This window comes from Variovorax sp. H27-G14, assembly GCF_046156345.1.
In the GTDB taxonomy this organism is placed as follows: Bacteria; Pseudomonadota; Gammaproteobacteria; order Burkholderiales; family Burkholderiaceae_C; genus Variovorax.
The window spans coordinates 277991-291680 of sequence record NZ_JAYLVN010000005.1 but is presented as its reverse complement, the minus strand read 5'-3'; the positions used below and the strand labels follow the sequence as shown (position 1 = coordinate 291680).

Genomic DNA, 13690 nt, shown 5'->3' with positions numbered 1-13690 from the left:
CTCAACGCCCCGAAATAGGCTGTGGTTGCGATCTGAAATTCGGGCCTTCGTTCACAGAAAACCCGCACGAATCCCGCACGTCAGGCTGCAGGCCGCATGAATACTCAACCTTGCTGCCGTGGTGCGGTGCCAGCAGCACGTCGGCGCGCAGCAGCTCCGGCGTGCGCGCGACCAGCGCGGCCTCCTGCAGCCGCTCGATGTCGCCGGCCAGCAATGCCGTGGCGCGGCCATTGCCGATGCGCAGCACGCACGACACGGCATTCGGCTTGGTGAAGCTGCGGTAGTCCGACTCGAACGGATGCAGCACCTCGAAAACCACGCCGTCCCAGGTCCAGCGCTGCCCTGCTTCGCAGCGGCGCGCCGCGCGCAGGGCCTGCAGCGGGTGCGTGGCCTCGATGGAGCTCAGCAGCGCGGCCTGCGGCTGCATCGCGAGCACGGCCGCCGCGCCGCCGGTGTGGTCGGTGTCGCGGTGGCTCAGCACCAGCATGTCGAGCCGCTCGCCCTGGGCGCGCAGCAGCGGCACCAGCACCCGGTGGCCGGCGTCGCTCTCCAGGCTGTAGCGCGGCCCGGCGTCGTACAGCAGGCTGTGCGTGGCGGTGCGCACCAGCACCGCGTTGCCCTGGCCGATGTCGGCCGCCAGCAATTCGAATTCGCCCGCCGCGGGTCGGGGCGCCTGCCACAAGAGCACGGGCAGCAGCAGCGGCAGGCCGAGGGCGCGCAGCGTCCACGGCAGCCGCATGACCAGCAGGGCGCCGCCCGCGACGCCGGCCGCAGCCATCCACACGGGCGGCGCCGCCATCGACACCGTGGCGTAGGGCAGGCCGGCCAGCCATTGCAGAAGCAGCGCCAGCAGCCGCACGGCGTGGGCGCCCAGGTCCCACAAGGGCGCCACGGCCACGCCCAGCATCGCCAGCGGCGTGATGACCAGCGTGACCCACGGAATGGCCACCGCATTGGCCACCAGGCCGACCAGCGACACCTGCTGGAACAGCAGCAGCCCGAGCGGCGTGATCGCCAGCGTGATGACCCATTGCTCGCGAAAGAACTGCCACAGCCGACGGGCGGCGCCTGGCCGGGTGTCGCCCGGCGCGGCCGCGTCGGTCGCAAACAGCACGCCGACCGCCACAAAGCTCAGCCAGAAACCCGCCTGCATCAACGCCCACGGATCGGCCGCCACCACCACGGCCGCGGTCAGCAGCCACACATGCGGCCACGGCCAGCGCCGGCCCGAAAGGCGCAGCAACGCGACGGTCGCCAGCATCCAGACCGTGCGCTGCGATGGCACGCCCCAGCCGCTGAACAGCGCATAGAGCGCGGCCAGCCCCACGCCGCCGACCAGCGCCGCGCGCTGTGCCGGCACGCGCAGCATGAGCCGCGTGCTGCGCCGCCAGAGCAGGCCGACGAGGTGCGCGGCAAGCCACGCGAACATGGTCACGTGAAGCCCGGAGATCGACATCAGGTGGGCCACGCCAGTGGCGCGAAACACGTCCCAGCCGGCGCGGTCGATGGCGCCCTGGTCGCCGGTGATCAACGCGGCCATCACGCCCGCCTGGGCGCGGTCGGGCACACGCTCGAACACGGCGTCGCGCACCGCCTCGCGGGCGCGTTCGACGGGGTGGTGCCAAGTGGTGGCCAACAAGGTCGGCGGGCTGTCGCGTGCGCCGGTTCCCACGGAGCCGCTGGCGTGCAGGCCTTGCGCCCACATCCACAGCTCGCTGTCGAAGCCGTGCGGGTTGAGCTGGCCATGCGGCGCGCGCAGCCGCGTCGTGAAGCGCCAGCGTTCGCCGGCATGCGGCGCCTGGGCAAGGTCTTCGGCGTACCAGCCCAGCGCGATCTGCTCGGGCACGACCGGGGCGCGTTCAACGGCGTTGTCGGCGGCACCTGCCCAGCGCGCGGATTCGACGTTCAAACGGAACCGTGTTCCAGCCTCGTTGCGCTGTGGCATTTCGGCGACGACACCTGTCACCTGCAGGTCACGCCCTTCGAGGGCAGGATTCAGCGCGCCTTGGGCGTAGGCCGCGGCGCGCCATCCCGCATTGCCGGCACCGGCCATGGCGCCACACACGAACGCCACGGCCACGAACACCCGCGCGGGCAGGCGCCGCGCCAGCACACCGGCCATGGCCGAGAACAGCAATGCGCCGTAGTACCACCCCGGCCACAGCGCCGGTTGCTGCAGCTGCAACGCCGCGCCCAGCACCGAGCCGCCCAGTGCGGCAAAAGCGCCAACAGCACCGCTCGCCGTGCGAAACGGCGTCACCCCAAAGCCCCCCTTACCCATGATGCAAACCCTCCCAAAGTCACGCTCAGTGGCGCGTTAATTGCTTTGCATCTGGGCTAGTATGCGTCTCACCAGAGACATCTTTTCGATGCAATCTGTCAGTACTGCACACAAAAACGCATGTCTATTCACGCCGCTCTTCACCACGTCACCCACTACAAATACGACCGCCTGGTGCAGCTGGGCCCTCAGGTCGTTCGCTTGCGCCCCGCGCCGCATTGCCGCAGCAACGTCATCTCGTACTCGCTGACGGTCGAGCCCGCCGAGCACTTCGTCAACTGGATGCAGGACCCGTTCGCCAACTACCAGGCGCGGCTTGTGTTCCCCGAAAAAACGCGCGAGTTCAAGGTCACGGTCGACCTGGTCGTCGAGATGGCGGTCTACAACCCCTTCGACTTCTTCCTCGAGCCGCAGGCCGAGAACTTTCCGTTCAAGTACACGGCCTCGCAGGCCGAAGAGCTGGCGCCCTACCTCGTGGCCGACCCGGTCACGCCGCTGCTGGAGGCCTACCTGGAGAAGGTCGACCGCAAGGAACAGCGCACCATCGACTTTCTGGTGGGCATCAACCAGCAGGTGCAGCAGGACGTCAACTACCTCATTCGCATGGAGCCCGGCGTGCAGACGCCGGAAGAAACGCTCACCAGCGGCAGCGGCTCGTGCCGCGACTCGGGCTGGCTGCTGGTGCAGCTGCTGCGCCACATGGGCCTGGCCGCGCGCTTTGTCTCGGGCTACCTGATTCAGCTCACGCCCGACGTGAAGTCGCTGGACGGCCCCAGCGGCACCACGGTCGACTTCACCGACCTGCACGCCTGGTGCGAGGTGTTTTTGCCGGGCGCCGGCTGGATCGGCCTGGACGCCACCTCGGGCCTGATGGCCGGTGAAGGCCACATTCCGCTGGCCTGCACGCCATCGCCTTCCAGCGCCGCGCCCATCGAGGGCGGGGTCGACGAATCCGAGGTCGAGTTCGGCCACGAGATGAAGGTCACGCGCATCTACGAATCGCCGCGCGTCACCAAGCCCTACACCGAAGAGCAATGGGCCGAAGTGCTGGCCCTGGGCGACGCGGTCGATGCGCGCCTGAAGGCCGGCGATGTGCGCCTCACCATGGGTGGCGAGCCGACCTACGTGGCCACCAGCGACCGCGACGCGGCCGAATGGAACACCGACGCCCTCGGCCCCACCAAGCGCGGCTACGCCACCGAGCTGGTGCAGAAGCTGCGGGCCGAATACGGCAACGGCGGCTTCCTGCATTTCGGCCAGGGCAAGTGGTACCCGGGCGAGCAACTGCCGCGCTGGGCGCTGTCGATCTTCTGGCGCGCCGACGGCCAGACGCTGTGGCACGACCCAGAGCTGTTTGCCGACGAGCGCGTTCCCACGCACTACACCAGCGAAGACGCGCGCCGCTTCACCACCGTGCTGTCGCACAAGCTCGGCCTGACCGAGCGCTATGTGCAGCCGGGCTACGAAGACACCTTCTACTACCTCTGGCGCGAACGCCGCCTGCCGGTGAACGTCGACCCCTTCGACTCCAAGCTGGACGACGAGCTCGAACGCGTGCGCCTGCGCCGCGTGTTCACGCAAAAGCTCGACGCCGTCATCGGCTACATGCTGCCGCTGGAGCCGGGCAATGCCGACGGCGACGCCCCCGCGCTCGAAGGCCCCGGCTGGAAGACCGGCCCGTGGTTCCTGCGCGACGACCGGCTCTACCTGATTCCGGGCGACTCGCCCATGGGCTACCGCCTGCCGCTCGACTCGCAACCGTGGGCCAGCAAGGGCGACTACCCCTACCTGATCGAACGCGACCCGACCGCGCCGCGCGGCACGTTGCCCAGCTCGGCCGACTACAGCGCGCGCTACAACGTGGACGTCTCGGCTGGCGCCACTGGCGGCGACCGTGGCGCCGTGCCCTATGCCTTCGGCACGCCACCCGTCGTAGCGGCCTCGGTGCGCATGCAGGCGCCGGGCGATGGCGATGCAGCTGCAGCCGCGCTCAATGACGGCAAGGGCACAGGCGCAGGTGAAGGCGACACATCCAACGCCGCCGCCCGCCAGCCATTGCGCGGCGAGTCGGCGCCCTGGGTCACGCGCACCGCGCTGTGCGTCGAAGTGCGCGACCCGCGCCGTGCCAACGGCCCGGCGGCCGAGAAAAAGGGCAGCGCCTCGGGCGTGCTCTACATCTTCATGCCGCCGCTGGCCCGCCTGGAGGACTACCTCGACCTGGTCGCGGCCGTCGAAGCCACCGCGCGCGATCTGGGCATGCGCATCGTGATGGAGGGCTACCCGCCACCGCGCGACCCGCGCCTGAAGATGCTGGCCGTCACGCCCGACCCGGGCGTGATCGAAGTCAACATCCATCCGGCCCACAACTGGAAGGAACTGGTCGCGCACACCGAGTTCCTCTACAACGCCGCATTCGAAACCCGCCTGTCTGCCGAAAAGTTCATGACCGACGGCCGCCACACCGGCACCGGCGGGGGCAACCACTTTGTGATGGGCGGCGCCACGCCCGCGGACAGCCCGTTCCTGCGCCGGCCCGAGCTGCTGGCCAGCCTGCTGCTGTACTGGCACAACCACCCTTCGCTGAGCTATCTGTTCTCGGGCATGTTCATCGGCCCGACCAGCCAGGCGCCGCGTGTGGACGAAGCGCGCAACGACCAGGTCTACGAGCTGGAAATTGCCCTGAAGGAAATCGCGCGCAACCGCGAGATCTATGGCCAGAACATGCCCGCATGGCTGGTCGACCGCACGCTGCGCAACATCCTGATCGACGTGTCGGGCAACACGCACCGCAGCGAGTTCTGCATCGACAAGCTGTATTCGCCTGATTCGAGCACCGGCCGGCTGGGCCTGCTGGAACTGCGCGCCTTCGAAATGCCGCCGCATGCGCGCATGAGCATTGCGCAGCAGCTGCTGATTCGCGCGCTGGTGGCCCGCTTCTGGGACGAGCCCTACAAGGCGCCCGTCACACGCTGGGGCACCGAGCTGCACGACCGCTTTCTGCTGCCGACCTTCGTGAAGATGGACTTCGACGACGTCATCAGCGAAATGCGCCAGGCCGGCTTTGCGTTCGACCCCGACTGGTTTGCGCCGCACCTGGAGTTCCGCTTCCCGCTGGTGGGCCAGATGCAGGCCATGGGCGTGGAGCTGTCGCTGCGCAACGCGCTGGAGCCCTGGCATGTGATGGGCGAAGAAGGCTCGGCCGGCGGCACGGTGCGCTATGTGGACTCTTCGCTCGAGCGCATCGAGGTGCGCGTGACCGGCCTGAACGAAAGCCGCCACGTCATCACCGTCAACGGCAAGGTGCTGCCGCTGCAGCCCACGGGCGTCACGGGCGAATTTGTGGCCGGTGTGCGCTACAAGGCCTGGAACCCGCCGTCGGCGCTGCACCCGAGCATCGGCGCCCACGCGCCGCTGACCTTCGACCTGGTCGACACCTGGATGAAGCGCTCGCTGGGCGGCTGTCAGTACTTCGTCGCCCACCCGGGCGGGCGCAATTACGACACCTTCCCGGTGAACGCGTACGAGGCCGAAAGCCGGCGCCATTCGCGCTTCACGCGCATGGGCCACACCCCCGGCCTCATGCGCACGCCGCCGGCCACCATCGAGCTGCCGGGCAGCCGCGAGTTCCCGTTCACGCTGGACTTGCGCCGCTGAGGGGCGCTTCAGCACACGGCCGTCACGGACACCCCGTGACGGCGGTGTGACAATCCCCCTCCTGTGGAACCCCTCAACGAATCTCTGTTCGACGCCCAGGCCCTGGACTTTCCAGCGGCCCTGGCGTCAGCGCTCGCCCCGGCCGCGTTGCCCGGCCATTTCGATGAGCTGCGTGGGCAAGCCACCGCGGCGGTGCCCGTGCGGCCGGCGCCGGGGGCGGCGCCCGCCCCCGCGGCCCCGCTGCTGTACGACACCGCGGCGCAGCGGCCGGCCATGCCGGCACCGCCGCTGTCGCAATCGCAATCGCAGTCTTCCCAGTCGCAATCTCAGTCTCAGTCCTCCCAATCCCAATCGCAGTCCCAGCAGCAGGGCCCGTCCGGCGAAACGCCTGCGCTCACGCCGGCCTGGAACGCCTTCTTCGACCAGCTCGGTCCCGGCGGCTTCAACGACCTGCCGCGGCGCGCGGTCAGCCTGGAGCGCCAGATCCGCGACAACGGCGTTACCTACAACGTCTACGCCGACGCCAACGGCCCGCAGCGGCCCTGGTCGCTCGACCTGTTTCCGCTGATCGTTTCGCCCGAGAGCTGGAGCCAGATCGAGGCTGGCGTGCTGCAGCGCGTGCGCGTGCTCGACCGCGTGATGGCCGACGTCTACGGCCCGCAGCAGTTGCTGGCCGAAGGCCTGATTCCGCCGGCGCTGGTGCGCGGCCACCCCGGCTACCTGCGCGCGCTGCACGGCGTGAAGCCGCCGGGCGACACCTGGCTGCACATCGCGGCCTTCGACCTGGCGCGCGGCCCCGACGGCAACTGGTGGGTGGTCTCGCAGCGCACCCAGGCGCCCTCGGGCCTGGGCTACCTGCTGGAGAACCGCCTGGCCATCACACGGCAGTTTCCGCAAGCCTTCGAGGCGCTGCACGTGCAGCGCCTGGCCGCCACCTACAGCGCCATGATGGAAGGGCTGCAGCGCATGTGCCCGGCCGGCGTGCCGCCGCACATCGCCCTGCTCACGCCCGGCCCGTACAACGAAACCTACTTCGAGCACGCCTACCTGGCGCGCTACCTGGGCGTGACGCTGGTCGAGGGCAACGACCTCACCGTGCGCGACCAGCGGCTGTACCTCAAGACCCTGCAGGGCCTGCGCCCGGTGCACGGCCTCATCAAGCGGCTGGACGACCAGTTTCTGGACCCGCTGGAGCTGCGGCCCGACTCCACGCTCGGCGTGCCCGGCCTGCTGCAGGCCATTCGCGCCGGCAACGTGCTGGTGGCCAACATGCCGGGCTCGGCCTTCCTTGAATCGCCCGCGCTGCTAGGCTTCTTGCCCGGGCTGGCGCGCCGCCTGATCGGCGAAAAGCTCAAGCTGCCCGCGCTGCCCACCTGGTGGTGCGGCGAGCGCGCCGCACTGGAGTCGGTGCTGCCGCAGCTCGGCGACTGCGCCATCAAGCCCACCTACCCCGGCGTGGACGGCCGCGTGAGCTTCGACGCCGTGCTCGGCAGCCAGCTGGGCCGGCGCGAGCTCGACGAATGGGCCGGGCGCATCGTGCGCGAAGGCGACGTGCACACCGTGCAGGGCTACCTGCCGCTCTCGCAGATGCCCACCTGGGCCAACGACATGGGCCCGGGCCACATCGCGCCGCGCGCCATGCTGCTGCGCGTGTTCGCGGTGAGCGACGGCGCGCAGTCGTGGCGCGTGCTGCCCGGCGGCCTGGCCCGGCTCGCGGGGCCCGATGCGCAAATTGCCTCCATGCAGCGCGGCGGCAGCAGTGCCGACGTGTGGGTGCAGACGCACGGCGAGGTCGACCGCACCACGCTGCTGCAGCCGCACGCCACGCCGGCCTCGCTGGCGCGGCACCGCGCCCCGGTCACCAGCCGCGCCGCGGAAAACATGTTCTGGCTCGGCCGCTACACCGAGCGTGCCGAGAACGCGGTGCGCCTGGCGCGCCTCACGCTCAACCTGCTGGGCGGCGAAGACCAGTCTTCGCGCCCGCTGCTCGAGTGGCTGCACCGCATGGCGCTGCGAAATGCGCTGGTGCCGGCCGAAGTGCCGAGCGCCCCGCAGTCGCGCCGCGTGTTCGAACGCGCGCTGATTGCCGAGCTGGGCGACGTGGACCGCGGCGGCAGCGTGGGCTACAGCCTCATGTGCATCCGCCAGGCCGCGGCCGCCGTGCGCGAGCGCCTGTCGCAGGACAACTGGAACCAGATCGTGCGCGCAGAGGCCGAGTTTTTGCGCCGCGCCGCCGAGCAGGCCGGCGAAGGCAGCTTTGCCACCAGCGCCTCGCTGCGCGCGCTCGAATCCGCCAGCACCGCGCTGGCCGCCATGACGGGCGCGCAAACCGACCGCATGTCGCGCGACGACGCCTGGCGGCTGCTGTCCATCGGCCGCCACATCGAGCGCCTGGGCTTTCTGTCGAACGCGCTGGAAGCCGGTTTCGAGAACGGCGCCGTGCACGAGGTCAGCGGCTTCGAGGCCATGGTGGCGCTGTTCGACAGCACCATCACCTTCCATGCGCGCTATCAGCAGCGCCGCGACGTCGCAACGCTGGTCGACCTGCTGGTGCTCGACGCCGAGAACCCGCGCTCGCTCGCCTGGGTCACGCAGACCTTGCGCGGGCGCATTGCGCGGTTGGCCGGCAGCGCGCCGGGCAAGCTCACCGCGCTGTCCTACGAGCTGCCCGACCCGGCCAGCTGGACGCTGGAGCACCTCTGCGCCGCGGGACCAGACGCCGACTACCCGGCCCTGCTGGCGCTGCTCGCGGGCTGCGAAACGGCCGCCTACCATGTGTCCGACGCCATCGGCACACGCTACTTCACGCTGACATCCGAATCGCTGCGCTCCGTCGGAGCTTGAATTGGCTCTCCCCCATGCTTCGCGCACTTCGTGTCGCTTCGCACTCCCCCTCGCCGGGGGCAACGCCTGCGGCCCGGCCAAGCCGGTTCCGCGGCATTTCACGAATGGAACCAGGAGACATTTGATGCTCTGCACCAACATCCAACAACGCTTTGCACTGGCCGCCGCAGGGCTCTTCGTTGCGCTTGCCCTCAGTGGCTGCGGCAAACAGGAAGGCGCCACGCCAGCAGCCTCCGGCGCGGCACCACCTGCTGCGCCCGCCCGCGTGCTCGTGGTCGGCACCGACGCGGCCTACACGCCCTTCGAGTCGCAGAACGACAAGGGCGACATCGTGGGTTTCGACATCGACGTGCTCAAGGCGGTGGCGCAAAAGGCCGGCATCGAAGTGAAGTTCGTCAACACGCCGTGGGAGGGCATCTTCAATGCGCTCGACCAGGGCGACCGCGATCTGCTGGTGTCGGCCATCACCATCACCGACGAGCGCCGCCAGACCATGGACTTCTCGCAGCCGTATTTCGACGCCAGGCAGCTCATTGCCGTGAAGGCCGATTCGCCCGTCGCCAAATTCGAAGACCTGAAGACGCTGAAGGTGGGCGTGCAGAACGGCACCACCGGCGACGAGGTGGTCGGCAAGCTGCTGGGCAAGTCGAGCACCGCCATCAAGCGCTTCGAGTCCACGCCGCTCGCGCTGAAGGAGTTGGAAGCCGGCGGCGTGCAGGCCGTGGTGGCCGACAACGGCGTGGTGGTGCACTACCTGGCCAACAACCCCGGCGGCGGCTTCAAGACCGTGAGCGACGCGGGCTTTCCGGTCGAGAAGTACGGCATTGCGGCGAAGCGCGGCAATGCCGCGCTGCTGGACAAGGTCAACCAGGGCCTGGAGGCCATTCGCACCGACGGCACCTACGAGAAGATCTACGCCTCGCACTTCGGCACCGCGCCCAAGTAACCCAGGCAGCCCACGCAAGACACGCCACGCCACGCCACGCCGGACCCACCATGCTGCTTCACGTCACCCACGAAACGCGCTACGAATATTCGCCACCGGTCGAGACCGCGCAGCACCTTGCCCACCTGAAGCCGCTGGCCACCGATTCGCAGCGGCTGGTAAGCCACCAGCTCGCCATCGAGCCGCCGCCCGCGCAGCGCAGCGAGCGGCCCGACGTGTACGGCAACACGCGCGCCTTTTTCGCGCTGGAGTCCACGCACGACCGGCTGGTGGTCACGGCCGAGAGCGTGGTCGAGACCTTTGTGCCCGTGCTGTCGCCCGACGTGGCGCGCGACCTGCCGTGGGAGACCGTGCGCGAACGCTTTCGCTTCCGCAAGGACGCCACCTTCGACGCGGCCTCGGAGTTCGTGTTTCCGTCCCCCTACGTGCCGCGCCACGACGACTTCACCGCCTACGCGCGCGCCAGCTTCGTGCCGCGGCGGCCCGCCTTCGACGTGGCCATGGACCTCACCGAGCGCATGTACGAAGACTTTGCCTACGACGCCGACAGCACCGAAATCAACACCCCCGCCGTCGAGGCCCTCGCGCAGCGCAAAGGCGTGTGCCAGGACTTCGCGCACATCATGATCGCGTGCTTTCGCACCATGGGCCTGCCCGCGCGCTACGTGAGCGGCTACCTGCTCACCCAGCCGCCGCCCGGCCAGCCCAGGCTGGTGGGCGCCGACGCCTCGCATGCATGGGTGTCGGTGTACCTGCCCGGCGAAGACATCGGCAGCCCCGGCGGCTGGGCCGACTTCGACCCCACCAACGGCCGCCAGCCCGGCGAGGACTACGTCACGCTGGCCATCGGTCGCGACTACTCCGACGTGTCACCGATGCGCGGTGTACTCCATGGCGGCGCGCGGCACACGCTGAGCGTGGGCGTGACCGTGCAACCCGTGGGGGAAGAGGCCGAAGCACCCCTAACGCGGACACAATCGCTGCCTCAAGACAAGGAATTTCCATGAGCGTTTACGACAAACTTTCCAGCCTCGGCATCACCCTGCCCCCGGTCTCGGCGCCCGCCGCGGCCTACGTGCCCTTCGTGCGAACCGGCAACCTCGTGTTTCTGTCGGGCCACATCGCCAAGAAGGACGGCAAGGTCTGGGCCGGCCAGCTGGGTGCCGACATCGGCACCGACGAAGGCAAGCAGGCCGCACGCGCCATTGCCATCGACCTGCTGGGCACGCTGCACGCGGCCGTGGGCGACCTGAACAAGGTCACGCGCATCGTCAAGGTGATGAGCCTGGTCAACTCGGTCGGCACCTTCACCGAGCAGCACCTGGTGACCAACGGCGCGAGCGAATTCTTCGCCGAAGTGTTCGGCCCTGAGAAGGGCGCGCATGCCCGCAGCGCCTTTGGCGTGGCGCAGATCCCGATGGGTGCCTGCGTCGAGATCGAACTGATCGCCGAAGTCGGCTGACCACGGCAGCGCCTTGTAACTGACGCCCGACAGCCTCATCGCGCAGGCGATGCAGGACCCGGTCAACGCAGCGCTGGCCACCCGCCTCCCCGGCCTGGGCCTCAAGCAAGGCCACCTCACGGCGGGCTGCCTGTTTCAGGCGGTGTGGAACCACACCGCCGGCAGGCCGCCCGGCTGGGGCGTGAAGGACTACGACGTTTTCTACTTCGACGACACCGACCTGTCGTGGGAGGCGGAAGACGCCGTCATCCGCCGCGTGCATGAAGCCGTGGCCGACCTGGACGTGACCGTCGAAGTGAAGAACCAGGCGCGCGTGCACCTCTGGTACGAAAAGCGCTTCAAGACGAGCTACCCGCGCCTGGGCTCGGCGCGCGACGGCATCGACCGCTACCTGATCGCCTGCACCCGCGTGGGCATCGACCTGTCGGACGGCTCGCTCTATGCGCCCGACGGGCTCGCCGACCTGGCGGCCGGCATCCTGCGGGTGAATCCGCTGCTGCCGATGCCGGCCATGTTCCTGAAGAAAGCCGCGGACTACCGCGCGCGATGGCCCTGGCTCACCATCGAGCCCATCGCCGTCACTTCTATTTGCGCTTCCAGCTCGACACCGTGATGAACACGCCGGTCTCCTTCGCATCGCGAAGTCGAACGGTGTAGCGGCCCGCGCCGTTGTTGCCGTTGATCATGGCGCTCGCGCGCCCCACTTCCACGCTGGCGTCTTTGGCCAGCGCGCGGTATTGCTCGAGCACCGTGTCGAATGCGGCATAGCTGCGCAGCGTGACCTCGGCGTCGGGCCAGCGCGGCTCCTTCAGCTGCGCCTGTTCGTAGTCGGTGCGCATCGGCATGCCGGCCAGGGCCTTGGGCAGCACGACCTTGCCGCCGCTCGCGCTGCTGTTCACTTCGCCCTGCTGAATCAGCAAGGGCTTGAGCGACGCCGGAAAGCCCGCTGGCAGTTGCGCGTCGTGCCATCCGGGCACCGTCGGCTGACCGGTGATGTATTCGACGCTTGCAATCTGCTGTGCCTGTGCCACTTGCGCCGGGTGGTCGCTCTCGGCCATGCGCGCGTGATAACTGGGCAACTGCTTGGCCCATGCGATCAGCGGCGCGGCCTCCGCCTGCTGCGCACCGGCCGGCTGGAACACGGACAGCACCGACTTCGGCGCCGGGTTGCACACCTTCGGCGCGTCGCGCTCGGTCGACTTGCGGCAATGGCCGTTGACCAGACCCAGCGCGAGCAACCGGCCCTGCGCGTCGAGCAGCAAGGCCCCGCGTTCCTCGCCATGCCCGTCGCCGCTCACCGACGCCATCACGCGGCGGCCGTCGGGCCACACGGTGCGCGTGATGTCGTGGCGCGAGCGCATGCCGTTGAGCACCTGCTCTGCGATCAGGCTGTCGCCCTCGGTGAAGCTGCCGCGTGCGTAGCCGACCATGTCGATCACCGCGGCGCGGATCTTCGGCTGCTCGCTGAGCCGCAGCGGCGGCGCGGGAAGCTCGGTGGTAACGGGCGCACCGGACATTTCAGATGGGTCAGGCTGCGCGGCTTGGGCCGTTGCGGCGAGCGCGCAGGCCAGCATCAGCGATGCGAACGCTGGACGGGTGATGGCTTTCATTCAGAAATTTCGATCTCGATGTTGGTGACCACAGGCATGTCGCGCGGCTGCTGTGCATTGACGGAAAAGCTCACGCCATCGCGCGTGCCCAGCACATAGCCCGTGCGGCCGTCCGCGCCGGATTGCATGCCCGCCAGAGGTGGCGTCAGTTGCTTGTAGAAGGCCAGCACCTGCGCAATGCTGTCCGTCGTCTGCAGGCGCAGCACGCGCTTCGCTTTCTCATCGCTCAGCGCGTCCTGGCCGTTGCGGTAGACCACCGCGCGCGGGTACAGCGGCACCTTCGCCGAGAAGCCCTTCGGCCGCTTCACCGGCACTGCCGCGGTGTGCGCGGCGTCCAGCGTGATGTAGTCGGTACGCACGATCTTCTCGGCCTCGCCCGACTGCAAGTCTTCCTTCGGCACTCGCGTGCTCCACGCCAGCAGCGGCTGCGCGTTGGCGCGGTCGAAGCCGGGGCGCAAGAACACGACAAGCTCCGCGCGCTGGTCGTTGCCGCGGCAGGCCGCTTTGCCATCGGCACCGCAGCCGCGGTGCGCCAGCGCCGCGGCCAGCACGTCGCCGCGCGCGTCGAGCATCACTGCTGCGCGCTCACCGCCGCCGCCGGTCGAGCGGTACGACGACAGCAAGCGCGCATTGCCGGGCAAGGCAAGCTGCTGTCGATGCAGCGATGCCGACAGACCCGCGATCAATTGCTCCGCCACCAGGCCTTCGGACCAGAAGTAGGAGCCCGACGCCACGCCCGCGAAGCGCGCCACCGCGCGGTCCAGCGCGGGCGCTTGGGCGTCTTGCGACTCGCTGTCGGTGTTCAGAACCAGCACGGGGCTGGCTGCAAAGGCGGTGCCGAAAGTGGAAAGCGACAGCACGAGGCAAGCCGAAAAGGAGAGGGCAAAACGAAA

Annotated in this window: 9 protein-coding genes; 6 read left to right on the top strand and 3 right to left on the bottom strand. The window is 69.1% G+C overall.

Features of this window, described 5'->3' with window-relative positions:
• Position 1 precedes the first annotated feature (1 nt).
• Positions 2–2260 (bottom strand): DNA internalization-related competence protein ComEC/Rec2, encoded by a 2259-nt coding sequence (locus VLK31_RS16595; RefSeq protein WP_409169514.1) that lies wholly within the window; start codon positions 2258–2260, stop codon positions 2–4.
• A 141-nt stretch (positions 2261–2401) separates the two neighbouring features.
• Between VLK31_RS16595 and VLK31_RS16590 the strand changes: the two genes are divergently transcribed.
• From VLK31_RS16590 to VLK31_RS16565, 6 genes are all read left to right on the top strand, one after another.
• A complete protein-coding gene (locus tag VLK31_RS16590; RefSeq protein ID WP_409169513.1) occupies positions 2402–5935 on the top strand; it encodes a DUF2126 domain-containing protein in 3534 nt (1177 codons plus the stop codon).
• 63 nt (positions 5936–5998) lie between these two features.
• Positions 5999–8779, top strand: a complete 2781-nt coding sequence (locus VLK31_RS16585) for a circularly permuted type 2 ATP-grasp protein (protein ID WP_409169512.1) — start codon at positions 5999–6001, stop codon at positions 8777–8779.
• A 124-nt stretch (positions 8780–8903) separates the two neighbouring features.
• Positions 8904–9725 carry a basic amino acid ABC transporter substrate-binding protein gene (locus VLK31_RS16580; RefSeq protein ID WP_409169511.1) on the top strand — a complete coding sequence of 274 codons (822 nt, stop codon included), beginning with the start codon at positions 8904–8906 and terminating at the stop codon, positions 9723–9725.
• 50 nt (positions 9726–9775) lie between these two features.
• Complete coding sequence (locus tag VLK31_RS16575; protein ID WP_409169510.1) at positions 9776–10732, top strand: transglutaminase N-terminal domain-containing protein; 957 nt, start codon at positions 9776–9778, stop codon at positions 10730–10732.
• Entirely contained in the window at positions 10729–11187 is a 459-nt protein-coding gene (locus tag VLK31_RS16570; RefSeq protein ID WP_409169509.1) for a RidA family protein, read from the top strand. Before VLK31_RS16575 ends, VLK31_RS16570 begins: the two co-directional genes overlap by 4 nt.
• Positions 11188–11236: 49 nt before the next feature.
• Positions 11237–11800 carry a nucleotidyltransferase family protein gene (locus VLK31_RS16565; protein WP_409169508.1) on the top strand — a complete coding sequence of 188 codons (564 nt, stop codon included), beginning with the start codon at positions 11237–11239 and terminating at the stop codon, positions 11798–11800.
• On the opposite strand, the gene VLK31_RS16560 is transcribed toward VLK31_RS16565, so the two are convergent.
• Both VLK31_RS16560 and VLK31_RS16555 read right to left on the bottom strand, forming a co-directional pair.
• Positions 11772–12797 (bottom strand): hypothetical protein, encoded by a 1026-nt coding sequence (locus tag VLK31_RS16560; RefSeq protein ID WP_409169507.1) that lies wholly within the window; start codon positions 12795–12797, stop codon positions 11772–11774. The genes VLK31_RS16565 and VLK31_RS16560 overlap by 29 nt on opposite strands.
• A complete protein-coding gene (locus tag VLK31_RS16555) occupies positions 12794–13657 on the bottom strand; it encodes a hypothetical protein (protein ID WP_409169506.1) in 864 nt (287 codons plus the stop codon). Before VLK31_RS16555 ends, VLK31_RS16560 begins: the two co-directional genes overlap by 4 nt.
• Positions 13658–13690: the final 33 nt, after the last annotated feature.

What these genes read in the sequence shown, in the direction of transcription:
- VLK31_RS16590 (WP_409169513.1), top strand. Translation starts at nt 2,402, where the DNA reads ATGTCTATTCACGCCGCTCTTCACCACGTCACCCACTACAAATACGAC.
- VLK31_RS16580 (WP_409169511.1), top strand. Translation starts at nt 8,904, where the DNA reads ATGCTCTGCACCAACATCCAACAACGCTTTGCACTGGCCGCCGCAGGG.
- VLK31_RS16570 (WP_409169509.1), top strand. Translation starts at nt 10,729, where the DNA reads ATGAGCGTTTACGACAAACTTTCCAGCCTCGGCATCACCCTGCCCCCG.
- VLK31_RS16560 (WP_409169507.1), bottom strand. Translation starts at nt 12,797, where the DNA reads ATGAAAGCCATCACCCGTCCAGCGTTCGCATCGCTGATGCTGGCCTGC.
- VLK31_RS16565 (WP_409169508.1), top strand. Translation starts at nt 11,237, where the DNA reads ATGCAGGACCCGGTCAACGCAGCGCTGGCCACCCGCCTCCCCGGCCTG.
- VLK31_RS16575 (WP_409169510.1), top strand. Translation starts at nt 9,776, where the DNA reads ATGCTGCTTCACGTCACCCACGAAACGCGCTACGAATATTCGCCACCG.